Genomic DNA, 23,349 nt, shown 5'->3' on the forward strand with positions numbered 1-23,349 from the left:
GAGGCGCCGGCGCGCGTCCTTGCTTCGAGGGCGACGACGCCCTGTCCGCTGGCTCACTGGTAGCTATTCGTATACACTTGTATGGTACAGTCGTATTGAAAAATCCCGGTTAAACCATCCTGATCAAGGGTGTCGCGTCGGAAGAGGGCGTGACAAAACCCGTGACGAAGTGGTTCGGAGGTCGGTGTGCGTAATCATCTTATGTCGCTCGGAATTGGCCTGGTGATGCTCCTGGCCGGTCTGCTGATGTGGTCGCTGGCCGGTGGTGTCCACACGCCCGTCCTTTCACTTCCAAAGATCGGGGTAGTCCTCGCGGTACTCGGCCTGATCGAAATCGCGATTACCGGAGTGGCGTTGGTGCTGCCGTCGAGTCGGCACCGGGAGTACGACCTGTAGATGACTCCTGGCCCATCCCGTGGTGCGCACATCCTCGAGGCCGCTCACACCGTCCTGGCACGCGACGGCATCGTCGGCCTGAGCGTGCGATCAGTGGCTGCCGCGGCGGGAGTGTCGCCGGCCCAGGTGCAGTACTATTTCCGTACCAGAATCGAGCTGATCGAGGCGGCCTTCACGCATGCCGGCGACCAGTTCCTGGCCGGTCTACGGGAAATCAACACCGGCGAGCCGTCCTGGGCGCGGCTCCGTCAGCTCATCTGGTATTGGCTGCCGCTGGACGGTGAACGCGAGAGCCGAGCCCGCGTCTGGCTGGCGTACGCGGCGACCGCCGCGACCAACGACCGAATAGCGGCGGCATCCGCCCTTCTCGACGACGAGCTACGCGCCTGGTTGACCGCCGAGCTACAGGCCCTCGAACGGGCTGCGCAGGTGCCCCTGCGGCCGGACGCAGGCTCCCTGGCCGCCCAGTTGCTCGCACTCATCGACGGCGTCACCGTGCAGAGCCTCGCTCTGCCGGCCGAGCGACGTCACGCCCTCGCGGTCCAGACGATCGATCCCTGGCTGGCCGGAATCCGGATCTGACGCGAGGGCGCCGGTGGGAGATGGTGGCAGGCAGGCGCATCCGTCATCGAAACCGACGGCCGCAATCTGACCGATGTCCTGCTGCGCTCGCCGCACCGGTGACCCGGCCGGCCGGCGGAGCCTGGCCGAGCTCGGTGCGACCGTCGGGGCGAGCGAACGTACCCCGAGCCGCCCTGCTCCGTAGCCAGCCGGGATGACCTTCCCGTCGTGGCGGGGTGCAGCCCTGGCCACACCATGGACTTACTCCGCGGGTCACGTGTTCCCAGCAGGACCGTGGCGCCCGCCTCGCCGAGCCGGCGTGCCGTCTCGTAGCCCAGTCCCTTGTTCGCCCCGGTAACCAAAACGATGTCGGTCATGGGTTCACTGTGTGGCAGGACGCGGAACCCAGCCAGGGACCGTTCAGCCTGGGACCGACGATCCCAGGCAGCGGATCGCGGGGAGATCTGAGGGTGGGGTGCATGCTGGAAACCATGGACCGCGCCGAACTCGCAGCCATGCTCAGGACGTGGCGTGCCCGGCTCACCCCGGACGAGGTCGGGCTGCCCCAGGGGCCACGCCGACGCACCCCCGGGCTGCGGCGGGAGGAGGTGGCGCTGCTCGCCGGCATCTCGCCCGACTACCTGGTTCGGCTCGAGCAGGGCCGCGGTCCGCATCCGTCCGGGTCGGTGCTGACCGCGCTCGGCCGGGCGCTGCGCCTTGACGAGGACGAGCGCGACCATCTGTTCGACCTGGCGGGCGCCCACCCGCCGCGGGCCGGCCGCATCGACGGCACCGTCCGACCCAGCGTTCCGCGACTGATCGACCGGCTGTCCGATCCGGCGATCCTGTGCGACGCGAAGGGCGGGACCATCGCCTGGAATCCGCTCGCGGTGGCCCTGCTCGGCGACTTCACGACCTGGCCATCCGGGCACCGGAACGTGGCCTGGTGGCGGTTTACCGGCCCACCCGGCCGGTTGGTCCGCACCCCGGAGGAAGAAGACGTCTGGGCCGACGAGATCGTGGCTGACCTGCGCGTCGCTGCGGCCCGCTACCCTGGGGACGCGGGTGTCCGCAGCCTGATCGCCGACCTGCGCCGGATCAGCCCGGACTTCGAGTGGCGCTGGCAGCAGCGCGGCGCCACCCAGCGCCGCAGCGCGCGTAAGCGGATCGCCCATCCCGCGGTCGGGCTGGTGGAGGTCGACTGCGACGTGCTGCATCTGCCCGAGGCGGACCAGCGGCTCGTCGTCTACACGGCCGAGCCGGGGAGCCCGGCCGCGGCACCGCTCGACCTGCTCCGCGTCCTCGACTCCCAGAACGCACCCCAGCCGGCCGGCTCCGGCGGGTAGTCGGGGGAGTACGGGGCCGCCTGCATCGCGACTGGTCCCGCGATGGGGCGCCTGCGCGAGCCACTGTCGCCCGCGGGCCATCTGGCCGGCCGGTGACCCGGGGTGCGGTGGCGAGCAGCCTGACGTGGGCCGTGTTCGTGAAGCCCGGGAAGGCGGCGGCGAACGTCGGCTCCACGGGTCGGCGACAACCACTTCATGCTGGCTGGGAGCGATATCGATCTCCTGTTCGGTGGTGGTGTCGTGCGGGGAAACCAGGATGTGCAAGATAATCAACGGTGTTGATGTCATGCGTCCATTTTTGATCTTGACGGACGAAGTGCACCCACCGTGCGACCGGTAGGAGAGTGGAGGGCGGACATCTCCTGGAGTGGTGATATTGTCACCTTCTGCGTGCACTGAAAGGTGCATCTCACCTTCCGCATCTACACGGCGCTTGCGGGCATCCGTGTCGGATGGCGATGGTGGTGCGGTGCGGCCGCTGGTGAGGGGAGCACTGGTGGGGGAGTAGCTGATCCCGACGTTCCAGAACTTCGTCGACCAGACCCGTGGCCGGGTGACCACGTTCGACGCCATGCTCCGGGAAAGCCAGACGTACTACGCGTTCGCGCCGCAGCGATGCGTTCCCGCGGTGCTGTTGGAACGACTGGGCCCGGACATCGAACGGGAACTCCGCCTGTTGGTGACCGAGTTCGTGCGGAAGATCGGAGCGATACCACATGGCTGACGACGTCCCAGGACTCCTTGCCGTCGCGCTCGACCGGATTTCGGCCTTCGTGCGCACCCTCGACGGGCAGGCACTGAGCGATCTCGTCACCGGTCGGCGAGCGCTCACCCTGACGTCGGAAGCGACGGCCCCGGTGGACGCGTCGCCGCCGACCAGCCCGACGACCGGTCCGATGACGGGCGAGTCGGCGGGAAAACGGGGGACGTCCGGTGCGCCCGACCCGGCTGTGGTGTCCGAACGTCTTGCGGGCCTGCATGACAGGGGAGAGGCGACGACGTATGTCGCGGGGCTGGGGTCCGTCGCCGTGCTGCGTCGGCTGGCCAGTGGCCTCGGTATCCGGGGGGTGTCGAAGGACCGCCGGGAGGAACTGGTCCGCAAGATCGTCGACGGAACCGTCGGGGTCCGGGTGAGCCAGCAGGCGATGCGCAACGAGCTGCGCTCGTGACCACCGGCCCATCGCCCGGACTCGGCCTTTTCGACGGGTATGAGGGTCACCGGACGCCGTCGGACACCGACTACAAGAACGCGCTGGTGACGGGCCTGGTGGTCCCGGACACCAACGTGCTGCTCAACCTTTATCGCTATACGACGGATGCCCGTGGCGACCTGCTGGAGGTACTCACGAGGATCGGTGACCGCCTGTGGATCCCGCCCCAGGTGGCTGCGGAGTTCTGGGGTGCGCGGGAGGCGGTGCTGGGTGACCCGCGGGGTACGGCGGAGACCAGGAAACGGCTCGTCGACCTACGCTCCCAGGCATCGCAGGCGCTTCAGACGTGGGCGAACCGGATCGCCCTGGAGGAGTCGGAGTCGACGAGGCTGAAGGACCTGCTGGACGAGGCTTTCAACGAGGTGGCGGAGGACATCTCCGTCATCGACGACAGCTCCGCGTACGACTATCTGCACGACACCGCGACGGATCCCGTTCTCGCGGCGCTGGAGCGGATCCTCGACGGCCGGGTCGGCCGCCCGCCCGATACGCAGGAGCATGCGAAAGGCGTCGCCGAAGGCCGCAGGCGGCTGGAGGCGCGCATCCCCCCGGGCTACATGGACAAGGCCAAGGGTGGCGACGGTGCGGTCGGTGACTACCTGGTCTGGAGCCAGACGGTCGGGGAGGCACAGCGGCGGTGCACCGACGTCGTCTTCGTCACCGCCGATCTGAAGGAGGACTGGTGGCACCGGGCCGAGGGCCGGCCCCGGGGCCCCCGGCTGGAGCTGTTCCGGGAAATGTACGCGGCCACCGGCAGGCGGCTTTTCATGCTTCGCCCGGACGGCCTGCTTCACCACGCGAGGAACGCGCTCAGTGTCAACGTGGCGGACTCCTCGGTCGAGGACGTCGAGCGGGTGAGCCGTCTGCTCGAGGAGAACGGATGGACGGCGGCCGGAATTCAGGCGGTGATGCGCCGCCTCGCCGACGAGGCGCCCGTGCAGGCGGAGGTCGTCCGGCGAGCGGCGGAACTGGACGGCTCGATCAGCCGCGAGGAGGTCTACCGGATCGGAGGCTACGCCGAGGAACGGAGCCTGCGTGGTTTCACCCGGCCGGTACGGCGGGTCACCCAGGAGTTCCAGGAGCGTGGCCTGCTCCCGCCGGATCTGCCGGAACTGCTCGTCGCCGACTATGACGAACGGTCCCCGCTGGGCAGCGCCATCGGCTTCAGCGTCCCGTCCGACGTGGTGTTACTGCTCGCCCCGCTCGGCTCGGACGCCGATGCCCCGCCGAGCTCGTCGGTCCAGGGGCGGTTCTCCGACCTCTGATGTTCTCAGGGGACGCCATAAGCGACGCGGGGGCGAACACTCGAACCATCGGCCCGCACCGCCGCAGGGCTGATCCGGTTGTGATCCCCGCGGGACGTGGACGGGGATTACGAGGGGGTCACTTCCTGACCGGGACGTTGCCGTTCATACCGAAGCGGGGTGAGCACTGCTCGGTGGTCGACTGCTGGTCCGCGTGCCATACACAGATCCACATCGTGTACCCCGCGACTGGGATGAAGTTTGTCTTCTTGGCCCCCCATGACGCGGAGAAGGCATATGCCATTCCGTCGCTGCGGAACAGTTCGGCCACGCAGGACTGGGTCAGCGAGGTGTTGAGCACCCCCGCAAGCGCGCCGGAGCCGTTGTTGTCCAGCCATGCCGAACACGTCGCGTTGTTGCCGACCCAGGAGGTGTCCGCCTCGGAACCCGGAACCTGCGTCCGGTCGTCACCACCGTTGATGCCGCTGATCGAGAACGCGGTCGGGCGCACGGCGGCCTGCGTCACGGCGTTCGGGGCGGCGTTCGTCGGCGCGGTGCTCCCGGCGGCGGTCGCGCTGGAACTGCTGGGCGGGGTGGTCACCGCCGCGGAAGGCGAGGCCGAGCCATTCGTCTGCACCGACGGCGAGCGGGTCGGGCTGGCCACGGACGCCGAGTGCGCCGGCACCGTGGCGGGTGGCAGCGCCGTGGGATGACGAGGAGACGTCCGAGGGTAGACGGACATCGTAAGTACTCCGACGGCGACTGCCAGGACGAGCACGACAACGCCGACGATCACAGTGTTGCGTTCCAGCCCCCGTCGCAGGCTCCTGACGCGCGGACCGGTGGGCCGACCCGCGGTCGGCTTTTCGCGGGGTTCGCCTGCCGCCGGCTCTGCGCCATCCGGGACAGCCTCGGCCGACGGCCTGGACCTCTCCGATGCCCGCTCGTTCGCCGCCGGCTCGTTCGCCGCCGGCTCGTCCGTCGCCGGCGGGCTGGATACCGGCGGGCTGGATACCGGCGGAGCCGACGCCGGCGGGCCGGACGATGCGGTCGGTACCGAGGAGCTCTTCTCGTGCTCCGGCGGCGGGGGTCCGAGCCTCGCCGGGAAAGGCGGCGCGACGAGCATGGCCGGCAGCCGGGGCGGCACCAGGGTCGCCGAGCCGGTCATCGCCCTGACCGGTGGGAGAGATGCGTGAGCTGCTGGACCCGGGGACTCCGCCCGTCCGGCCAGGGCGACAGCCGCCCAGTCCAAAAGTGTCTTGCGCGCGGTGTCAGCGGAGTAGCCGAACAGATCGAGAACCGGCGCCGTGCCTGGTGGATCCGAGTGGGGGCAGTCCTCGACCCGCACCGGCACGAACCTGCCGGTATGTGTCTCCGCCTCCGCGTCGTGCGTGGCGCCCCACCCGATCTGCTCGACCACCGACGCCGGACCGGAGCCGGACAGCAGGACCAGCACCTGGGCGCAGTGCCGGATGCCGTCACGCAGGTCGGCGGTCCAGCGTGACCTGGCTGCGCCCTCCTGCGCCTGGAGCAGCACCTGGTAGCCGGCGGCCTCCAGCTCCCAGGCGATCCAGTCCGCCCACTGCTGGTCGGCGCTTGCATGGGCGATGAAGAAGTCCCAGCGCGTCCACCCGGGTGGACGGTTGGTGACGGCACGAACCGCTTCGTCGAGATGCAGCGGCAGCCGCCCACGTGCGGTCCACCCGACACCGAACACGGCGGTGGCGGCGGAGGCCAGCTCGAGTGCGAACGTGGCGGCATCCGGGGGACGGTCGGCGGGGGACTTGGCCAGCATGCGCAACACCACCTCGGCCAGCGGAGCGGCCACCCCGGGCATCGGCGGTGGTGGCTCGGTCACCTGCTGGCTCAGCAGGACAAGCAGCGGCAGTTTCGGGTCGAACGGCAGCCGTCCGGTAAACAGGCTGTACAGGACGATTCCCAGTGCGTACAGGTCGGTCCACGGCCCCAGCTGGCCACCCTCGATCTGTTCCGGGGCCATGTACGCCGGCGTGCCAGCGATGCCGGTGGTGGTTGTCCCCGAGCCCTCGAACAGCTTGGCGATGCCGAAATCGGTGACCCTGAGCGTGCCGTCACCGGCGAACATGATGTTGTCGGCCTTGATGTCGCGGTGCAGCACCTTGTGGCGGTGTGCATGATCGAGGGCCGCAGCGACCGCCAACGCCACTGCGCAGACCTGCTCGGGGTCCATCGCCGCCCGCTGCCTGGTCAGGGTGCCCCCGGCCAGCAGCTCCATCACAACCATGCACAGGCCGCGGTCCTCGACATAGTCATAGACCCGCACGACATGCGGATGGTCCAGCCTGGCCAGCATCCGCGCCTCGGCGGCGAAGCCAGCCGCGGGGGACGCAGTGCCCATGGCCGCCATCACCTTGATGGCCACCGGTCGGCCCATCTGCCGGTGCGTGCCCGCGAGTACCAGCCCGAACGCCCCTGACCCAAGCTGCTCGCCCAGGAGATAGCCAGGCAGAGCCTCCGCCACCCGTTCCCGGTCGACGATCACCAGTTGTCCCGCACGGTCCGTCGTCTCACTTCGTCTCGATCAGGCCGCCACTGAGATAAAGCATAGTAGGTGGCCACGAAACGCCACAAGTCGGTTCCTCTCCGTCGAATGATCGGATGTCGAGCACCACCCGTCTCTTCTCAGGCGGAGCGTCCCTGGTGCCGTGCGTCCCGCGGTGATGTCGGCCGGATCTCGGGTAGGAACGCGGCCAGGAGCAGACCCGGCAACGGGACGAGGCACAGGACCGAGAACACCGCGGCGATTCCCCAGGTGTCGGCGATTGCTCCCAGACCCGGCGCCGCGAGACCGCCGATGCTGACGGCGAGTCCCAGGGTGACACCGGCGGCGGTTCCCGGTCGGGTCGGCAGGTAGTCCTGGCCGAGCTTGACAAGCACCGAGAACGGAATGTTGATAGCCATTCCGGTGGCCATGGCGGCCAGCAGCGCGGTGCCCGGGCCGGGCGCGACGCGCAGTGCGACCAGCGCCGGGATCGCCAGCGCGGTGCCGGCCTGGACCGTACGCACGGCACCGGTGCGGTCGGCGATCCGTCCGCCGGTCAGTGTGCCGGCGACCCCGCCGAAGAAGAGCACCGATCGCGCGATCTCGACCGCGGTGAGCAGCGGGCGGGATGAACAGCGCCGTGGCGGCCAGGCCCAGGCTGGCCAGTGCCGGCGTGGCCAGGACGGGCGCCAGAAAGAACCCGACGCTGCCACCGGCGGCGAAGATGCTCATTGCGGTCGTGCTGTCGCCCGCGTCGATCCGCGCCGCCCGCCCGGCCGCGGGATGGAACATCGCCACGCCGATCCCGGAAAGCAGCACCAGCGACCAGGTCAGGGCGTACCCGGGCACGAGCCCGGCGAGTCCGATGCCAAGACCGGCGATCATCATGCCGACCGCGGCCAGCGGGCCGACCTGGCGGCGGTCGACGAGCAGGCCGATCACCGGCTGCGGCAGCGCACTGCCCAGCGTCGCGGCCAGCGTCAGCCCGGAGGCGGCGAGACAGCCGTAGTTCCGCTCGAGGACGAAGTACGGGACGCTCGCTGGCACCAGTCCCTGATAAAGATCGTCCACGGCGTGGGCCGTGGCCCACATCCGCATCCGCCGCCAGGGAGCGGCCGTGGCCGACGGACGTCCAGGTCCGGAGGCGATCGTGGCCGGAGCTGGGAGCCCCGCCGCCTGCGGGCCGTCGACGGCGGTCATGCCGGGCGTCCTGCCGCCTCGGCCGGTCGCGGGGTGGCGGTTCGCACATCGGGGCTGGACGCCACAGCGGCAAGGAAGTCCAGCAGATCGGGCATGAGCGCGTCGGCCAGCTCCACCGCGGTCCGGATGCCCGGTCCGATCTCGGCCCTCGCCATCGTGGCCGCCGGCATCACTCGCGTGGCCGCCTCGGCGAGCGCGCGGGTGGCGCCAGTCGGTGCCGGCGAAGACCAGGGCCGGCACATGGAGGGCCGCCAGGTCGTCGACGTGGTAGGAAGCTGCGGTCTCGCGCGATGGACGCGGCTGCGGCTCTGCCTGCCCCAGCCAGGTGATGACCGCCTCGCCGCGCTCACGGCGGCGCTGGCTGAGCACCCCGCCGATCCGCGGACCCTGGCCGAGTTCGGCGCTGCCGTCGGGGCAAGCGAACGTACCCTGAGCCGCCTGTTCCGTCGCCAGACCGGGATGACCTTCCCCCAGTGGCGGGCCCAGCTCCGGCTGCACCACGGTCTTACCCTGCTTGCCAGGGGTATGCCGGTCACGGCCGTCGCGTCTGCCTGCGGCTACAGCAACCCGAGCGCCTTCACCGCCGCGTTCCGGGACACCTTCGGCGTCACGCCGGCCCGCTACGCCCGCGAGACACAACCGTCCTGATCACAATCTCGCGGTCCAGGATGACTCCGGGGTGGGCAGCACATTGCACAGCACATGTGCGCGAGCAGTTTCTGCCGTGTCTGACTCGTTCAGCTCATGGCGAAGCCGCCCGCAGACACTCGCGATGCTGTCCGTCCACGGTGGCGTCACCGGTGTCAGACGTCGATAGGATTTTTTTGTGGAGCCGGATGTGGAAAGCCTCCTGGTTGCGATTCCGGCCGGGTGGGTGACGCTGTCGGATCGGCGGACGCGGCGAACGTGGTCGGTCGAGGTCGAGGCGTTTCGCCTCGGCGTGTTTCCGGTGACGCAGGAGCTGTATGCGCGGGTTACCGGTGGCTGGCCGAGCGCGGCCCGGGGCGGTCGGCTGCCGGTGGAAAGCGTTTCCTGGCGGAGCGCGGTCCGGTTCTGCAACGCGCTGTCGCGTCAGGAAGGGCTGACTCCCGTCTACCGGGTCGGCGTGGGCGAGGGTGCGGTCGAGTGGGACGTCGCCGCCGATGGGTACCGGCTGCCCACCGAGGCCGAGTGGGAACGGGCCTGCCGCGCCGGGACAGCCGGCCCGAGATATGGCACGCTCGAGGAGATCGCCTGGTATCGCGGCAATTCGGGGGAGTGCCCGCACGAGGTGGGGGGCAGGGCGCCGAACGCGTGGGGCCTGTACGACATGCTGGGCAACGTCTGGGACTGGTGCTGGGACACCTATGACACCGAGGTCTACGGCGAGTACAGGGTGCTGCGGGGCGGCGGCTGGTTCGACGAGCACTGGAGCTGCCGGGCATCCGTGCGTCGCCGTGGCCATCCGGACTTCCAGGTCGACGACGTCGGCTTCCGCCTCGCGCGTTCCGCGGGGGATTGACCTGGAGTGCGCTCGAAGGTGAAGACTGTGTGGTGGGGCGGTGCCGGTGTGGTCGGGCGCCGGCTGATCCCTTATCGGAGAGGATTCGGAGTTGCTGGCCGGCCCGTTGCGGTTCGGTGAGCTGCGCGAACGGATTCCGCGGATCACCGACGCGATGCTGTCCCAGCGCCTCAAGGAGCTCGAGCACGCCGAAGTCGTGGAGCGCACGGTGACCGTCGCCAGGCCGGTCGAGGTCCGCTACGGCCTCACCGAGATCGGCTACCGCCTCAGACCGGTGCTGGATGCCGTCCGCGCCTGGAGCGTCGACTGGTCCGCCCACCAGGCGGCCCGATCCACGGACTGACGGGTACCGGGCAGTCTGGATGCGTACCACCGCGATGGTTCGTCCGGTGGGGCTGGTGGCGATCTGGGTGCCGAGTTCGGTGTTGATGCGTTTGCGTTCGGCGGGCCGCTGGTCGAAGATCACGAGGTGGCCGGTAGGGAGGCCGAGGCGGAGCAGGTAGCTGTCGAGCTGGCGAATGCCGGCCTGGGCGGGATCCGTGCTGCCGGGGCGATGGGTTTTGATCTCCAGTGCCTCGCGTTGGACGGTGGGTTTTCCGTCGGGTCCGGTGTGGTGTCAGCGGATGAGGAGGTCCATGGCGCCGCAGCCGACACCGTATTCACGGTCGACGAAACCATTGCCGTTGATGGCGCGGTCGAGGTATCCGAGCAGAGTGACATGGGGAGTCACTTCACGGTAGGGCTCGTCGGCGGTGAGGAGGTCCTCGGTGCGGTGCCAGAACTCGGTGAAGCGGGTGAGGAGCGCGGGTAGGTCGAGGCGGCCGTCGGGTAGGACGAACGAGTGTGGTGCTGGTGCGCCGGTGATGCCGTCGAACATGCCGTCGGCGAGAACCCGGGTGATGACGTTGCGGTAGAGCGGGTTCGCGATTTCGATGGTGGTGGCGGTGCGTCGGACCAGGCCGAGGTCGGTGGTGTAGGCGAGGTCGTCGGAGAACGGGTCGAACCTGAATTCGGTGCCGGCGAGGACAGGCTCGATGATTCGTCGACGTGGTCGGAGGTGATTGTCGTCGTGGGGGGTGAATGTCTGGCCGGTGTCGGCGGTGTGCTGAGCCTAGAGAGCGCGGACCTCGTCGAGGGTGAAGTCGTCGAGCCGGACGGAGGTCACCTTGATGGCGAACGGGCTGGGTGAGGTGAGTCTGCTGGGGTCGCCGCCGGAGGCGATTTTGTAGTCGCGGACGTCGCGTAGGCCGCAGAGGGCGATCGACGAAGGGAAGCCGGAAGGTCGCCTGCGGTAGCCGTCCCGCACCTGGCCGAGGACGCTGAGCAGCGTTCGCCCGGACAGCGCGTCGATCTCGTCGAGGAACAACACCAGGGGACGGGGGCAGGGCTCGGGCCCATGTGCTGAGAGCAGCCGCGAACAGGCCCTCGTCCCACGCGTCCGGCCAAACCTGCGGTCGCAGGTCAGGGGGCAGATAGTCCTGCGCCGCTTCCCGGGCAAGGCTGAGGATCGCCCTGGTCGCGGCGCCGACGTCGTCGGGCCAGGAGCGTCCGGCCTCCATCGACAGCACTACCGCCGCATAGCGACCACTCGCGGTCAGGTCCGTGGATGTGGATGGTGCGCGAGGAGTACGAGACGCTCACGGTCAGGCTGCGGGCGGGTGTCGCGTTCGTTGCCATCGACCATCCGCCGCTCGACCTGCTCGACGGGCCGCTGATCGCCGCCGGTGGTGACGGCACACAGCACCTGCCGCGTCTGGTCGGCCGTTCCCGAGCCCTGGAGATCATCCTGGGTTCGGATCTCGTCGATGCCGAAACTGCGCAGCGGTACGGGCTGGTCAACCGGACCCTGCCGGCGGATGAGCTCGACGGTTTTGTCGAGCGGCTCGCACCGCGGATCGCGTCGTCCCCCTGGCTGGCCGTCGCCGCGGCGAAGCAGGCGGTGGAAGCCGCGGCCCTGCCATCGACTCCGGGCCCCGCCAGCCGGGCGAGAACCCGGTCGCTCCAGGCGCCGTCCAGGCCAAAACGTGTGTTGTAGGCGGACAGCCGCTGGTCGTAGGTCTCGATGTGGGCGTCCGCGGCCAGATCATAGCGTTCCCGGTGCAGCACCGCGTCCCGCGGCAGTCGTGGCTTGACGTCGGCCCGCTCGGTCGGGTCCGGCTCGCCGACGGCCAGGCCGAAGGCCGCGACGTGGCTCATGGGCCAGCCGGTTCCCCGTGGATCAACCGAGCCGGCGGATCTCCTCGGGTGGGTAGGGGATCTCCCGGCTTTCGTGCTGGAGTGTGCGCTGGAAGTCCGATATCAGGGCGGCGAGTGGCGCGTGACGGGTGAGGATCGCCGAGGCGGTCGCCACCAGGTCGCTCAGCGCGCGGTCACTGCGCAGGGACAACGACGTTGAGGCGGAGCCGTGGGCGGCACGTCGTGTCCTGCGCGACACGTCGGTGCCCCCAGTTCGTGGTTGGCCTCAGGCGAGGGCGGCCAGTGCCTTGTCGGCGTGTGTGTTCATGTTCAGTTCGCTGGCGATGGCCTCGATGATGACCTGGTCCGTACCGATCACGAAGGTGGCACGCTTGACCCGCAGCAGGTCGATCGGCCGCTTCACGCCGAACGCCCGCGACACGGTGCCGTCGGCGTCCGACAGCAGCGGGTAGTCGAAGGAGTGCTTGTCGGAGAACTCCTTCTGCTTGGCCACGGTGTCGGTGCTGATACCGATCCGCTGCGCACCGACCTTGGCGAACTCGGCCGCGAGGTCCCGGAAGTGACAGCTCTCCGCGGTGCAGCCCTTGGTCATCGCCGCCGGGTAGAAGAACAGAACGACCGGACCCGCCGCCAGGAGGGTGGAAAGTCGGCGCGGGGTGTTGGTCTCGTCCGGGAGTTCGAATTCCGGTGCGCTGTCGCCAACACGTAGCATCTGTGTGCTCCTCACCTCGGCCGGACGACGGGCACCGCCTCGGCCGCCAGGGCCGTCGGCGCGACGGTGTGTATTCGACACTATCCCGGCCCGGTGGCGGTCTGCACGAAATGAGCGGTCGACGGCGACGGCTGATCAGCGTGCGTCGGACGGGGCGATCAGCGGCCCAGGGCGGTGGCCGGTAGTTCGAGGACTTCCTTCATCTCCTTGATGCCGTGCGCGGTGCGGGCTTCGATCAGGCCTGCCAGGCTGGCCGGCAGGACATCGGTGATCCAGCGGGGTCGGCTGTGCCCGTCCTCGCCGGGCAGGATCTGGAAGGACGCCTGGTGGTGGCGCAGGGGCGGTCGGGCTCCCTCGATGACCGCGTAGTGGAAGAAGTTTTCGGGGAACGGGTCGAATCCGATCCACCATCCTTCAGCTCTCGACTCCCGACGCCTTGCGAGGCCGGCTCACCGGCCTTCAGATCTCGGTCGTCACCGGCGGACCGCGTCTCGGCGACCTCGAGGCCGGCACCGTCGCCTCCGTGCTCGGCGACGCCACCTCCGTCGTCTCCGGCGGCCTCGCCTGCACAGCCACCGCCCTGCTGCTCTTCGTGTTTCTCCCCGACTTTCGCCGTCAACATCGGGAACTCCCACTCGTCGGCCCGACCCAGGCCGACATCAGGAAGCCGGTCACCCGCACGACCGACTTACCAGGGTGACCATGGATGTTCCCTCGTCGCCGTTCCAGATCGGTCGGCGGTGGACAGCGGTCAGCCTGGCCTGGCCAGGTTTGAGCCCACAGCTCGTTGTTTACGGGAACGGCGGTTCCGTATATAAGGAGGCATGGCGATGCCACGGGGTCGACCGCGGGAGGCCGTGGTCGATGTGCGGCTGCTCGAGGCGGTGCGCACGCTGCTGGCTGACACCGACTACGCCGACGTCTCGATCGCGCGGATCAGTGGCCTGGCGGGTGCTGGCCGCGCTGCGATCTACCGGCGCTGGTCCTCCAAGCCAGAGCTGGTGTTCGCCGCCGTCGTGCATGGGACTGAGCTGGACGCCCGGCGTTTTGACCAGGGTGGCCTCGCCACCGATCTGCACGCCCTCGTCGAGCACGTCGTGGCCCTGCTGAACACGCCGGTCGCGCGCAACGCCCTGCCCGGTCTCGTCGCGGAGCTGCAGACCAGCCCGGAGGTCCGCCGCCGGTTCCAGACCCGGTTCATCAGAGCTGAGCGCGACCTGATCGCCGACATCCTCTCCCGGGCCCGGTCTCGCGGCGAGCTCCAGACCGGTCAGCCGATCGGGGCCCCTGAGGTCCATGCGCACCTGCTCGGAATGGTCTGGGCCGAGCTGTTCCTCGTCACCGACAGCCCGGTGGCAGGTGATGTCGTTGACCGGGTCTTCCGGTCGGTTCTTTCCACGCTGAGCCTTCCCGACCACCGCGGGCCTGCGCGGCAGGGCCCACAACCAGGCCGGCAACCAGAGGATCCCTGCTGATGACCACGGAGCTGCGAGTGCCCACGCTTCTTGAGACGACGATGCCGGTGTACCACTTCCACGAACGGCATTCGCGGGTACTTCCCGCCGATCCTCGCCATGTCTGGGACGCCCTCACCGGGCTGACGCTGGATCATCTTGCGGTCGCAAGGCCCCTGGTCATCCTGCGGCACCTCGGCTCACGAGAGATGCCCACAGCCCGGCCCCTGCTGACGGAGGGGCCCATCACCCTGGTCGCCGTCCAGGCGCCGCATTACGCTCTCGGTGCGTCCATCGCACGTCCGTGGCAGCGTACTTCGAGCCGCGTCGAGGTCTCCTCGATCGAGGATTTCACCGCCTTCGACGATGCTGGCTGGGTCAAGTACCTCACCGACTTCCACGTTCACTCCGGCCCGGCGGGCACCATCCTGAGCACGGAGACCCGGGGATATTCGACGGACCGGGCCACCCGTATCAGGTTCGCCTTCTACTGGGCGGCCATCCGCGCCGGCAGTGGCCTGGTCCGCCGAGACATCCTGGCGACTGCCGACCGCCTCAGCAGGACCGCCGCCACCAGCAGGACCGCGGCCATGGTGACCAGACCGGACTCGCCGGCCACGTAGCTCAGCGCCACCGGTGACGTTGTCAGCGTGGTCATGGTGGCCGCGTCGATGACCGTGTTGACGGCGTTGTGCGCGATCGCGACCGGCCAGACGCTCGCGCTGCGCTCCCACAGCCAGGCGTAGAAGACGCCGGCGGCGGTGATCGTGGCCACCACGATCGGGGCGACCAGCCATGGGCTGCCGACCGAGTCGTAGCTGGTGGTCAGGGTGATCAGAGGGATGTGGAACAGGCCGTGGAGGAAGCCGGTGAGGACGGCGGCCCGCCGGGGTGAGATCACCTCGCGCAGGCGGGGCAGCAGGAATCCCCGCCAGCCGATCTCCTCGCCGAGGATGACCACGGAGAACACCACACCCCCGAAGAGCAGGTCGGGCGCGGCCTGACCAAGATCGTGGAAGGTGACCAGCCCGAACATCCAGGCGACCAGGTAGGGGAGTGTGATGATCAGTGCCGGGACGAGGATAGCGGCCGGCCACCAGCGCGCTCCCGCCCGTCGCAGGCCGACGCCGGCCCAGTTCGCCCGCCGCTGGCCGCGGGGTGTCACGGTCAGGGTCACCGCGACGACGGCGAGCACCGGTACCAGGATCGACAGCATCGGGGCGGCGGGGCTGGAACTGCCCCGGAAGGCGAGTCCGATGCCGGTCTCGGCACCCAGAGCCAGCACCGTGTAGGCCGCCGCCTGGCGCAGCGCCGTCCGGCGGGCGGACGTGGCCGCCCGCGGCCTGGGCGTATCCGGCTCGGACCCGACGGTGAGCGAGTCGGGTGCGGGTCGGACGACGGGGATGGCGGCGGGCGGGAGCGCGGTGGCGGGCATGGGGACCTCCGGGTCGATGCGGCCACTGTCCGGCCGGTCACCACATGATCAGCGCGGCGGGCCGGTCGGCACATCGGGCGGCGGTCGTCGCGAAAGGCGTCCCGAGACTGACCGGAGGCCGGCCCGGCGTCATCCCTGGGAACGATGCGGACCGGGAAACGGCCGGCATACGCTCGCCCCGTGCGCGTGACGATCACTGCCCGGCCGTCCCCGGTCGGCCCGCGTCCGCCGTGGCCGGATCTGGCGGTGGCCCTGGTCCTGACGCCACTGGTGGTCTGGGCGGTGCTGCACGTGTCGTGGCGTGCGACCGGGTTCACCGCGCCGGACACGGCGGCCGTGGCGCTGACGGTCATGGCGACGATGGCCGTCGGCTGGCGGCGGGTGGCACCGCTCGCGGCCCTGACGGTCTGCACCGCCGCCGTGGTTGTCGCCACGGTGCTGCGTTACGACATCACCGACGCACTGCCGTTCGTGGTCTGCGGGCTGTTGCTCTCGCTGGCCGACAGCCGTGATCTGCCGGTCGCGCTGCCCGGTCTGGGGGTCGCGCTCGGCGGCTTCGGCATCGTCGTGGCGAGCCGCCCACCGGGACTGGACCGGTCGAACGTGGGCTGGACCTTCGGCCTGCTCACGGTGTTCTGGGTGGCCGGCCGGCTGGTCCGCAGCCGGCGCGGGAGTCTGGTCGCCCGGGCCGCCGCCGCCGAGGAACGGGCCGGTTTCGAGGCCGGCCGGGCGGCCCTGGTGGTCTCGCAGGAGCGGCTTCGGATCGCCCGCGAACTGCACGACATCCTCTCCCACACGGTCAGCGTCATCGCCGTGCAGGCGACCGTCGGGGAACACCTGGCCAGCACCGATCCGGGGGCCGCCCAGCGCTGCCTCGGGGTCATCGGCACCAGCGCCCGGGAGGCCCTCGACGAGCTGCGCCAGCTGCTGTCGGTGCTGCGCGACGACGGTCCCGACGGCGGCGGCCCGCCGGATGGCACGCCGGGAACAGCCGCCGGGATCGACGCGGTCACCCGGGACGGCCCGGAGGTCACGAGCGCGCCGGCGCACACGCTGGCCGACATCGAACCGCTCGTGGCACGGGTCCGCGCCACCGGGCTGGTCGTCCGGTTGCGCACCGAGGGCACAGCCCGAAGCCTGTCCCCGGCGGCCGAGGCGTGCGGTTACCGGATCATCCAGGAGGCGCTGACCAACGTGCTCAGACATGCCGCGGACGCCACCGCCGACGTCGTCATCACCTACCAGCCGGACGCCGTCGAGCTGGTGGTGACCGACGACGGGCCCGGCCCGTCCACCGTCCCACCCCACCCGGGTCACGGCCTGACCGGGATGCGTGAACGTGCCGCGCTGTTCGGGGGCACCCTGGTGGCCGCGGGCCGGCCGGCGGGTGGCTTCCAGGTACGGGCCCGCATCCCCGCTCCGAGCGCCGAATGATCACGGTGGGGGTCGCCGAGGACCAGGAACTGGTCCGCAGCGGATTCGTCGCACTGCTCGACTCCGCGCCGGACATCGAGGTCGCCGGTCAGGCCGCGGACGGGTTGGAAGCCATCACACTGGCCCGCCGGACCCGCCCGGACGTCCTGCTGATGGACATCCGGATGCCGAACCTCGACGGGGTGACGGCCACCCGCCGGATCGTCGCCGACCCGGCCACCGCGAACACCCGCGTGGTCATCCTGACGACGTTCGACCTCGACAGTCATGTGCACGACGCGCTGCGGGCCGGAGCGAGCGGCTTTCTGCTCAAGGACGTCACCGCCACCGACCTGCTGGCCGCCGTGCGGGTCGTCGCGACCGGGGAGGCGCTGCTGGCACCCCGCATCACCCGCCGGCTGATCACCTATTTCGCCGGTCAGCCGACCCTGTCCGACCGGTACCGGGAACCGGTCGCGCGTCTGACCGCCCGGGAGCGCGAGTTACTGGTCGCGGTCGCGCAGGGCCAGTCGAACGCGGAGATCGCCCAGAGCCTGCACATCAGCCTGGCCACCACCAAGACCCATGTCAGTCATCTGCTGACGAAACTCGACGTCCGCGACCGCGTGCAGCTGACGATCGTGGCCTACGAATCGGGTCTGGTACGCCCGGGCGCCAGACCCGGACACCAGCCCTGACCGGCCGCGTCCCGCCTGCCCCCGGGCTTTCACCGTCCGGCGTGTCGCTTACGTGGACGTTTATCTATATGCGTACGACTGTGATGGTTCGTCCGGCGGGGCTGGTGATGGTCTGGGCGCCGAGTTCGGTGTTGATGCGTTTGCGTTCGGCTGGTCGCTGGTCAAAGATCACGAGATGGCCGGCGGGAAGGCCAAGGCGGAGCAGGTAGCTGTCGAGCTGGCGGATGCCGGCCTCGGTGGGGTCGGTGCTGCCGGGGCGGTGGGTCTTGAGCTCCAGCGCCTCGCGTTGGACGGTGGGCCTGCCGTCGGGGCCTGCGTGGTGCCAGCGGATGAGGAGGTCCATGGCGCCGCGGCCGACGCCGTATTCACGGTCGACGAAACCATTGCCGTTGATGGCGCGGTCGAGGTATCCGAGCAGGGTGACATGGGGAGTCACTTCGCGGTAGGGCTCGTCGGCGGTGAGAACGTCCTCGGTGCGGTGCCAGAATTCGGTGAAGCGGGCCAGGAGCCTGTCGAGGTCGAGGCGGCCATCGGGCAGAGCGAACGAGTGCGGTGCTGGTGCGCCGACGACGCCGTCGAACAGGCCGTCGGCGAGGACCCGGGTGATGACGTTGCGGTAGAGCGGATTGGCGATTTCGACGGTTGCGGTGGTGCGTCGGACCAGGCCGAGGTCGGTGGTGTAGGCGAGGTCATCGGAGAACGGGTCGAACCTGAACTCGGTGCCGGCGAGGATCGGCTCAATGATCCGCCGTACCCGGGGGTCGCGGAGCTTGTCGAGGAGCGAGTCCACGTGAGTCGCGCGGGTGAGGATGATCCGCTCGGTGGCTTCGTCGATGTGGTCGGTGGTGATCGATGTCGTCGTGGGAACTCTCATCCGGCTGGTGATCTCATAGCCGAGAGCATTGACCAGCCATGGTTGGCCCATGGTCAGCGCATAGGCGTATTCGACGGCCTGGGGAGTGAGCCGCTGGCCGGTGTCAGTGGTGTGCTGGCGGTAGAGGTCGCGGACCTCGTCGAGAGTGAAGTCACCCAGTCGCAGCGACGCCACGGTGATGTTGAACGGGCTCTGGGACGCCATCGTGGTGGGATTACCACCTGAGGCGATTTTGTAGTCGCGGACGTCACGCAGCCCGCAGAGCGCGACCGAGGCCGGAAATCCGATGGGGCGATCGGCGAAACCGTCTCGAAGTTGACGGAGCACGCTGAGAAGTGTCCGTCCACTCAGCGCGTCGATCTCATCAAGGAAAAGCACGAGAGGTCGCGGACAGGACTCGCTCCAGGCGGCGAAAGCATCCGAGAGCAGGCCCTCCTCCCAGCTTTCCGGCCAGGGTGGTGGACGCAGCTCGGCCGGTAGGTTGGTGCGCGCCGTGCGACGCGCGCCGGTGAGAATCGCCCGAGTGGCCGCACCGATGTCATCGGGCCAGGGCTGGCCGGCCTCCATCGACAGGACCACCGCCGCGAAACGACCACTCGCGGTCAGTTCGGTGGCCAGCGCGCGTAGCGCTGTCGTTTTACCGGTCTGTCGTGGGGCGTGTACGACGAAGTACTTCTTTTCCTGGACGAGTTCGGGTACCTCCGGGAGTCGCGCCGATGCCGGGATCATGTAGTGATCGCTTGGCACGCACGGCCCCGTCGTGTTGAACGAACGGGCTACCACTTGTCACCTCCCGGCCCCAGACCACTGATCGCAACTCTACGGAACCTGCTGTGATCAGTGGCTGGGATCGGGATGGAGATCCGGTGCCGCCGCGTCGGGCCCACCTTCGAGGCTCGCCGGTGGACGGGCCGTCAGCCGACGGCGCCCGCCGTCTCGCGGTCGGCGCCGACCGGAGCCAGCGGGATGCCCAGATTGTCGCGCAACGTCGCGCCGGTGTACTCGGCGCGCAGCGAGCCGCGTTCCTGCAGCAGGGGGACGACCCGGTCGACGAACTCGTCGATCCCGCCGGGGGTGAGGTGCGAGCCGACGATGAAACCGTCGGAACCGTCGTTCTGCACGAAGTGGTCGAGCCGGTCGGCGATCTCGGTCGGGGTGCCGACGAACTCGGTGTGCGCGAACACCCGGATCGCGAGCTCGCGCAGCGAGTACCGGTGCTGCGCCGCCAGCGCCCGCCACTGCCGCACGGTCTCGAACGGGTCCTGGGCGAGTCGGGCGCGGCCCTGGATCACCGGCGGGCCGGTCGGGTCCGGGTCGACGTCGGGCAGCGGGCCGTCCGGGTCGTAGCCGGAGAGGTCCCGGTTCCACACGGTCTCCAGCAGGATCTGCGCGGTCTGCCCGCTGACCTGGGCACGGGCGATCTCGCGGGCCCGCTCCGCCGCGTCGGCGGCGGTGTCGCCGAGGACGAACGCCCCGCTGGGCAGCAGCTTCACCGCGCCCGCCGGCCGGCCGGCGCGCACGACCCGCTCCTGGATGTCGCGGTAGTACTCCTGTGCCGGCCCGAGTTCGTGGAACGGGGAGAAGATCGCGTCCGCGGTGGCGGCGGCGAAGTCCCGGCCCTGGTCGGAGACCCCGGCCTGCAGGACCACCGGACGTCCCTGCGGGCTGCGCGGGACGTTGAAGTGCCCGCTGACGTCGAACTGGTGACCGTGGTGGCCGAACACGCCGACGTCCGCCTCGCGCAGGAAACGGCCCCGCGCGGTGTCCGCGGCGATCGCGTCCGCGGGCCAGGAGTCCCACAGCTGCCGGGCCAGGGTGACGAACTCCCGCGCCCGCACATACCGGTCGTCCCGGTTCAGGAAACCGCCGCGGCGGAAGTTCTGCCCGGTGAAGGCATCGAAGGAGGTCACCACGTTCCAGCCGGCCCGGCCACCGCTGAGATGGTCCAGCGAGGCGAGCTGGCGGGCCAGTTCGTACGGCTCGTTGAAGGTGGCGTTGAGGGTGCCGACCAGCCCGAGATGCTCGGTCACGGCGGCGATCGCGGTGAGGACCGGCAGCGTGTCCGGCCGGCCGACGACGTCCTGGTCGAAGATCTGGCCGAGTCGTTCGCGCAGGATCAGCCCCTCGGCGAGGAAGAAGAAGTCGAACTTCCCGCGTTCGGCGGTCTGCGCCGCGTGCCGGAACGACGCGAAGTCGATCTGACTGCCGGCCCGCGGGTGCGACCACAGGGTGTGATGGTTCACGCCGCCGACATAGTGGCCGAGGATGATCTGCTTGCGGGGAGTCGTCATCGGGCTGCGGCCTCGATCCTGGTGGTGGCGTAGCGGTTGGCGGGTCGGGGCAGGCCGAGGTGGCCGCGCAGGGTGTCGGCGGTGTAGGCGGTGCGGAACCGGCCGCGGCGGGCGAGTTCGGGGGCGAGCCCGCGGCTGATCGCCTCGAGGTCGACGGGCAGCACCGCGGGGCGCAGCCGGTAGCCGGTGATGCCCGCGGCCTGCCAGTCGAGCAGCAGGTCGGCCAGCTCACCCGGAGAACCGGCGATGGTGATCGCATCGGAGCGGGGCGGCTGCTCGACGAGGCTGTCGAGCTGGCCCAGCCGCTGCCGGGCGGCGTCGCCGTCGTCGTCGAGCACGACGATCAGATCGGCGAAGATGTGCACGGTCTGGTCACCCCGTCCGGCGCTGTCCTGCTCGGCGCGGATCTCGGCGACGATGGCACGGGCATGGTCGATGTCGCGTGGGGTCACGTAGACGACGTCGCCGAGGCGGGCTCCGAGCCGGTAGGGGGCCGAGATGTGGCCGAGCACGGTGACCAGCGGCTGGCCCTGCGGCGGCCGGGGGGTGATCGACGGCCCGCGGACCGAGAACCACCGGCCCTCGAAGTCGATGTAGTGCAGCCGGTCGCGGTCGAGGAACCGGCCGGTGGCGACGTCGCGGATCTCCGCGTCGTCCTCCCAGCTGTCCCAGAGCCGTCGGACCACCTCGACGTGCTCACTCGCCTCGTCGAACGTCTCGGTGATGTAGGTCTGGATCTCGGGGGTGCCGAAGGTGTCGGGGTGCAGCGGCGGGTCGGGCGCCCGGCGGCCGATGTGCAGAGCCTCCCGGGGCCGGCTGGCCTGGACCCGCCAGCCGGCCCGGCCGCCGCTGACGAAGTCCAGGGTCGCGATGGCCTTGGAGATGTGGAACGGTTCGGTGCTCAGCGTCGACACGCTCGGCACCAGACCGATCCGGGAGGTCAGCGGGGCCACCCGGGAGGCGATGAGCACCGCGTCGAGCCGGCCGCGCACCAGGTCGGTGCGGCCGTCCGGGGCGCCGTCGAGCTGGGTGGACTGCACGTTCAGGGCATCCTCGAAGGTCACGAAGTCGAGCAGACCGCGCTCGGCCTCCCGCACCAGGTCGGTCCAGTAGCCCGGGGTGAACAACTGTGTCGGCCGGGCCGACGGTGCCCGCCAGGCGGCCGGGTGCCAGCCTGCTCCGTCCAGGGCGACGGCGAGATGCAGCGGATCGTTCTCGGACATCGTGAGCACCGCTTTCTGTGGGACGCGGCCCGCGCACGCGCCGGATCAGCGGGTGGCGGCGAATCGGGAATCGGGACGTGTGCCGTCGAGGGCCAGTTCGGCGAGAACGGCGCCGATGGCCGGGACGAACTTGAAACCGTGGCCGGAGAATCCCGCCGCCACGACCACCGGGCCGTGGCGGTCCAGAACGAAATGGCTGTCCGGCGTCGTCGTGTACGTGCAGCTGATCGGATGGCAGACGGCCGGGTTCACACCGGGCAGCCACTGGCGGACGTACTCCCGCAACGCGGCGAGCTGGGTCGGTTCCGCGGCGAAGTCCCGCTGGTCCGGGTCGACCACCGGGCCGGAGCCGTGGAAACCGACCTTGACGCCCTGGCCCGGGGTGTGCAGCCCGTAGACGCCGCGGTGGAAGGAATCGAACTCCCGCGTTCCCGCGCCGAACAGATGCACGAAACTCGGCCACGGGTCCGCCCCGTCCGCCCGGTCGGTTCCGGAGGGGATGAGCGGGGCGAAATACGCGGGCTGCTCCTCGGTGACGCGCAGCGTGGGCAGCGCCACGAGGCCGTCGAGCAGCGTCGTCGTCCAGGCTCCGGCGGCGACGACGACCCGTCGGGCGAGGTACACGTCATCGTGGGTGTGGATCTCGACGGCGTCGTCGCCCCGCACGGTGAGGGCACGCACCGGTGTCTCGTGTCGCACCTCGGCGCCGTGGCGAGCCGGATGTAGCCGACGTCAGGATAGACGAGACGGAAGATCCGGGACGCCCCGTGTGAGGCGCCTCGGGTGTGCCCGGCGGCGAACCGTTCCAGCAGCACCGTCTCGACCCCGCGGCGGGCCAGCTGCCAGGCGGCGGCCGACCCCATGGCCCCGCCGCCGAGCACCACGACATCCACCCGCTGGACGCTCACACCGACAACTCCCCCCGGGTCCCACACCTACGCGATGCGGCGCTCGGCCCGCGGATCGGCGAGCGGACAAAGGATCTGGTCCAGAAAACTAGCCTCGGGCTTTCACCGGGGTGATCGTCTGTTGGGGTGCCGGGAATAGGAAAGTGCTCCTGAGCTGGGAGGATT

26 protein-coding genes and 3 pseudogenes are annotated in these 23,349 nt (G+C 69.9%); 16 read left to right on the forward strand and 13 right to left on the reverse strand.

Annotated features, from left to right (window positions below):
• The first annotated feature begins 186 nt into the window (after window positions 1–186).
• From MXD59_RS23490 to MXD59_RS23520, 6 genes are all read left to right on the forward strand, one after another.
• A complete protein-coding gene (locus tag MXD59_RS23490) occupies window positions 187–396 on the forward strand; it encodes a DUF5708 family protein (protein WP_248826772.1) in 210 nt (69 codons plus the stop codon).
• Window positions 397–978: a TetR/AcrR family transcriptional regulator gene (locus tag MXD59_RS23495; protein ID WP_248826773.1), complete on the forward strand. Its 582-nt coding sequence runs from the start codon at window positions 397–399 to the stop codon at window positions 976–978.
• Between the two features lie 458 nt (window positions 979–1,436).
• Window positions 1,437–2,303 carry a helix-turn-helix transcriptional regulator gene (locus tag MXD59_RS23505; RefSeq protein WP_248826774.1) on the forward strand — a complete coding sequence of 289 codons (867 nt, stop codon included), beginning with the start codon at window positions 1,437–1,439 and terminating at the stop codon, window positions 2,301–2,303.
• 553 nt (window positions 2,304–2,856) lie between these two features.
• The gene (locus MXD59_RS23510; protein ID WP_248826775.1) at window positions 2,857–3,027 is read left to right on the forward strand and encodes a hypothetical protein; all 171 of its coding nucleotides are present in this window, start codon (window positions 2,857–2,859) and stop codon (window positions 3,025–3,027) included.
• A complete protein-coding gene (locus MXD59_RS23515) occupies window positions 3,020–3,472 on the forward strand; it encodes a hypothetical protein (RefSeq protein ID WP_248826776.1) in 453 nt (150 codons plus the stop codon). The genes MXD59_RS23510 and MXD59_RS23515 overlap by 8 nt, the downstream gene beginning before the upstream one ends.
• The gene (locus MXD59_RS23520) at window positions 3,469–4,779 is read left to right on the forward strand and encodes a PIN-like domain-containing protein (RefSeq protein ID WP_248826777.1); all 1,311 of its coding nucleotides are present in this window, start codon (window positions 3,469–3,471) and stop codon (window positions 4,777–4,779) included. The genes MXD59_RS23515 and MXD59_RS23520 overlap by 4 nt, the downstream gene beginning before the upstream one ends.
• 118 nt (window positions 4,780–4,897) lie before the next feature.
• On the opposite strand, the gene MXD59_RS23525 is transcribed toward MXD59_RS23520, so the two are convergent.
• Together MXD59_RS23525 and MXD59_RS27840 are read right to left on the reverse strand one after the other, a co-directional pair.
• Complete coding sequence (locus MXD59_RS23525; RefSeq protein ID WP_248826778.1) at window positions 4,898–7,279, reverse strand: protein kinase domain-containing protein; 2,382 nt, start codon at window positions 7,277–7,279, stop codon at window positions 4,898–4,900.
• A gap of 140 nt (window positions 7,280–7,419) precedes the next feature.
• Window positions 7,420–7,869, reverse strand: coding sequence for an MFS transporter (locus tag MXD59_RS27840; RefSeq protein ID WP_248826779.1), 450 nt, complete (start codon window positions 7,867–7,869; stop codon window positions 7,420–7,422).
• A 38-nt stretch (window positions 7,870–7,907) separates the two neighbouring features.
• Between MXD59_RS27840 and MXD59_RS27845 the strand changes: the two genes are divergently transcribed.
• From MXD59_RS27845 to MXD59_RS23550, 4 genes are all read left to right on the forward strand, one after another.
• On the forward strand, window positions 7,908–8,288 hold the full coding sequence (locus MXD59_RS27845; protein WP_248826780.1) for a hypothetical protein: 381 nt from the start codon (window positions 7,908–7,910) through the stop codon (window positions 8,286–8,288).
• 284 nt (window positions 8,289–8,572) lie between these two features.
• Window positions 8,573–9,127, forward strand: a complete 555-nt coding sequence (locus MXD59_RS27850; protein WP_248826781.1) for a helix-turn-helix transcriptional regulator — start codon at window positions 8,573–8,575, stop codon at window positions 9,125–9,127.
• Between the two features lie 178 nt (window positions 9,128–9,305).
• Complete coding sequence (locus tag MXD59_RS23545; protein ID WP_248826782.1) at window positions 9,306–9,980, forward strand: formylglycine-generating enzyme family protein; 675 nt, start codon at window positions 9,306–9,308, stop codon at window positions 9,978–9,980.
• Window positions 9,981–10,071: 91 nt separating this feature from the next.
• A complete protein-coding gene (locus MXD59_RS23550) occupies window positions 10,072–10,323 on the forward strand; it encodes a winged helix-turn-helix transcriptional regulator (protein ID WP_248826783.1) in 252 nt (83 codons plus the stop codon).
• A gap of 273 nt (window positions 10,324–10,596) precedes the next feature.
• On the opposite strand, the gene MXD59_RS23555 is transcribed toward MXD59_RS23550, so the two are convergent.
• Window positions 10,597–10,857: a hypothetical protein gene (locus MXD59_RS23555; RefSeq protein WP_248826784.1), complete on the reverse strand. Its 261-nt coding sequence runs from the start codon at window positions 10,855–10,857 to the stop codon at window positions 10,597–10,599.
• A 234-nt stretch (window positions 10,858–11,091) separates the two neighbouring features.
• A complete protein-coding gene (locus tag MXD59_RS23560; protein WP_248826785.1) occupies window positions 11,092–11,349 on the reverse strand; it encodes a hypothetical protein in 258 nt (85 codons plus the stop codon).
• Window positions 11,350–11,592: 243 nt separating this feature from the next.
• Here MXD59_RS23560 and MXD59_RS23565 point away from each other — a divergent pair, with 243 nt between their 5' ends.
• On the forward strand, window positions 11,593–12,015 hold the full coding sequence (locus tag MXD59_RS23565; protein WP_248826786.1) for an enoyl-CoA hydratase/isomerase family protein: 423 nt from the start codon (window positions 11,593–11,595) through the stop codon (window positions 12,013–12,015).
• Here MXD59_RS23565 and MXD59_RS27855 read toward each other — a convergent pair.
• The 3 genes and pseudogenes from MXD59_RS27855 to MXD59_RS23575 form a co-directional block, all read right to left on the reverse strand.
• Window positions 12,009–12,176 (reverse strand): annotated as a pseudogene (locus tag MXD59_RS27855) (NADPH-dependent oxidoreductase); the annotation flags it as partial. The gene MXD59_RS23565 and the pseudogene MXD59_RS27855 overlap by 7 nt on opposite strands.
• Window positions 12,177–12,198: 22 nt before the next feature.
• Window positions 12,199–12,414, reverse strand: a complete 216-nt coding sequence (locus MXD59_RS23570) for a hypothetical protein (protein ID WP_248826787.1) — start codon at window positions 12,412–12,414, stop codon at window positions 12,199–12,201.
• Window positions 12,415–12,441: 27 nt separating this feature from the next.
• A complete protein-coding gene (locus MXD59_RS23575; RefSeq protein WP_248826788.1) occupies window positions 12,442–12,888 on the reverse strand; it encodes a peroxiredoxin in 447 nt (148 codons plus the stop codon).
• A 436-nt stretch (window positions 12,889–13,324) separates the two neighbouring features.
• On the opposite strand from MXD59_RS23575, the gene MXD59_RS23580 reads away from it, so the two are divergent.
• From MXD59_RS23580 to MXD59_RS23590, 3 genes are all read left to right on the forward strand, one after another.
• Complete coding sequence (locus MXD59_RS23580; RefSeq protein ID WP_248826789.1) at window positions 13,325–13,588, forward strand: hypothetical protein; 264 nt, start codon at window positions 13,325–13,327, stop codon at window positions 13,586–13,588.
• Window positions 13,589–13,718: 130 nt separating this feature from the next.
• Window positions 13,719–14,363, forward strand: a complete 645-nt coding sequence (locus MXD59_RS23585; RefSeq protein ID WP_248826790.1) for a TetR/AcrR family transcriptional regulator — start codon at window positions 13,719–13,721, stop codon at window positions 14,361–14,363.
• Window positions 14,363–14,965, forward strand: coding sequence for a hypothetical protein (locus MXD59_RS23590; protein WP_248826791.1), 603 nt, complete (start codon window positions 14,363–14,365; stop codon window positions 14,963–14,965). The genes MXD59_RS23585 and MXD59_RS23590 overlap by 1 nt, the downstream gene beginning before the upstream one ends.
• A 62-nt stretch (window positions 14,966–15,027) precedes the next feature.
• Here the strand turns inward: MXD59_RS23590 and MXD59_RS27095 are convergent.
• Window positions 15,028–15,777, reverse strand: a pseudogene (locus MXD59_RS27095) (CPBP family intramembrane glutamic endopeptidase); the annotation flags it as partial.
• A gap of 180 nt (window positions 15,778–15,957) precedes the next feature.
• Here MXD59_RS27095 and MXD59_RS23600 point away from each other — a divergent pair.
• Together MXD59_RS23600 and MXD59_RS23605 are read left to right on the forward strand one after the other, a co-directional pair.
• Entirely contained in the window at window positions 15,958–17,211 is a 1,254-nt protein-coding gene (locus MXD59_RS23600) for a sensor histidine kinase (RefSeq protein WP_248826792.1), read from the forward strand.
• A complete protein-coding gene (locus tag MXD59_RS23605; RefSeq protein WP_248826793.1) occupies window positions 17,208–17,888 on the forward strand; it encodes a response regulator in 681 nt (226 codons plus the stop codon). The genes MXD59_RS23600 and MXD59_RS23605 overlap by 4 nt, the downstream gene beginning before the upstream one ends.
• Window positions 17,889–17,952: 64 nt before the next feature.
• On the opposite strand, the gene MXD59_RS23610 is transcribed toward MXD59_RS23605, so the two are convergent.
• The 5 genes and pseudogenes from MXD59_RS23610 to MXD59_RS27860 form a co-directional block, all read right to left on the reverse strand.
• Window positions 17,953–19,509, reverse strand: coding sequence for an AAA family ATPase (locus MXD59_RS23610; RefSeq protein WP_248826794.1), 1,557 nt, complete (start codon window positions 19,507–19,509; stop codon window positions 17,953–17,955).
• 167 nt (window positions 19,510–19,676) lie between these two features.
• Window positions 19,677–21,053 (reverse strand): NtaA/DmoA family FMN-dependent monooxygenase, encoded by a 1,377-nt coding sequence (locus tag MXD59_RS23615; protein ID WP_248826795.1) that lies wholly within the window; start codon window positions 21,051–21,053, stop codon window positions 19,677–19,679.
• On the reverse strand, window positions 21,050–22,276 hold the full coding sequence (locus MXD59_RS23620; protein WP_248826796.1) for an LLM class flavin-dependent oxidoreductase: 1,227 nt from the start codon (window positions 22,274–22,276) through the stop codon (window positions 21,050–21,052). The genes MXD59_RS23615 and MXD59_RS23620 overlap by 4 nt, the downstream gene beginning before the upstream one ends.
• 45 nt (window positions 22,277–22,321) lie before the next feature.
• Window positions 22,322–22,957: an FAD-dependent oxidoreductase gene (locus tag MXD59_RS23625; RefSeq protein WP_248826797.1), complete on the reverse strand. Its 636-nt coding sequence runs from the start codon at window positions 22,955–22,957 to the stop codon at window positions 22,322–22,324.
• 116 nt (window positions 22,958–23,073) lie between these two features.
• A pseudogene (locus tag MXD59_RS27860) lies at window positions 23,074–23,139 on the reverse strand (hypothetical protein); the annotation flags it as partial.
• Between the last annotated feature and the right edge of the window lie 210 nt (window positions 23,140–23,349).

It is taken from the genome of Frankia umida (genome assembly GCF_023242945.1).
In the GTDB taxonomy this organism is placed as follows: Bacteria; Actinomycetota; Actinomycetes; order Frankiales; family Frankiaceae; genus Frankia; species Frankia umida.

What these genes read in the sequence shown, in the direction of transcription:
- MXD59_RS23495 (WP_248826773.1), top strand. Translation starts at nt 397, where the DNA reads ATGACTCCTGGCCCATCCCGTGGTGCGCACATCCTCGAGGCCGCTCAC.
- MXD59_RS23505 (WP_248826774.1), top strand. Translation starts at nt 1,437, where the DNA reads ATGCTGGAAACCATGGACCGCGCCGAACTCGCAGCCATGCTCAGGACG.
- MXD59_RS23515 (WP_248826776.1), top strand. Translation starts at nt 3,020, where the DNA reads ATGGCTGACGACGTCCCAGGACTCCTTGCCGTCGCGCTCGACCGGATT.
- MXD59_RS27845 (WP_248826780.1), top strand. Translation starts at nt 7,908, where the DNA reads ATGAACAGCGCCGTGGCGGCCAGGCCCAGGCTGGCCAGTGCCGGCGTG.
- MXD59_RS27850 (WP_248826781.1), top strand. Translation starts at nt 8,573, where the DNA reads ATGAGCGCGTCGGCCAGCTCCACCGCGGTCCGGATGCCCGGTCCGATC.
- MXD59_RS23555 (WP_248826784.1), bottom strand. Translation starts at nt 10,857, where the DNA reads ATGTTCGACGGCATCACCGGCGCACCAGCACCACACTCGTTCGTCCTA.
- MXD59_RS23565 (WP_248826786.1), top strand. Translation starts at nt 11,593, where the DNA reads ATGGTGCGCGAGGAGTACGAGACGCTCACGGTCAGGCTGCGGGCGGGT.
- MXD59_RS23575 (WP_248826788.1), bottom strand. Translation starts at nt 12,888, where the DNA reads ATGCTACGTGTTGGCGACAGCGCACCGGAATTCGAACTCCCGGACGAG.
- MXD59_RS23585 (WP_248826790.1), top strand. Translation starts at nt 13,719, where the DNA reads ATGCCACGGGGTCGACCGCGGGAGGCCGTGGTCGATGTGCGGCTGCTC.
- MXD59_RS23590 (WP_248826791.1), top strand. Translation starts at nt 14,363, where the DNA reads ATGACCACGGAGCTGCGAGTGCCCACGCTTCTTGAGACGACGATGCCG.
- MXD59_RS23605 (WP_248826793.1), top strand. Translation starts at nt 17,208, where the DNA reads ATGATCACGGTGGGGGTCGCCGAGGACCAGGAACTGGTCCGCAGCGGA.
- MXD59_RS23615 (WP_248826795.1), bottom strand. Translation starts at nt 21,053, where the DNA reads ATGACGACTCCCCGCAAGCAGATCATCCTCGGCCACTATGTCGGCGGC.
- MXD59_RS23620 (WP_248826796.1), bottom strand. Translation starts at nt 22,276, where the DNA reads ATGTCCGAGAACGATCCGCTGCATCTCGCCGTCGCCCTGGACGGAGCA.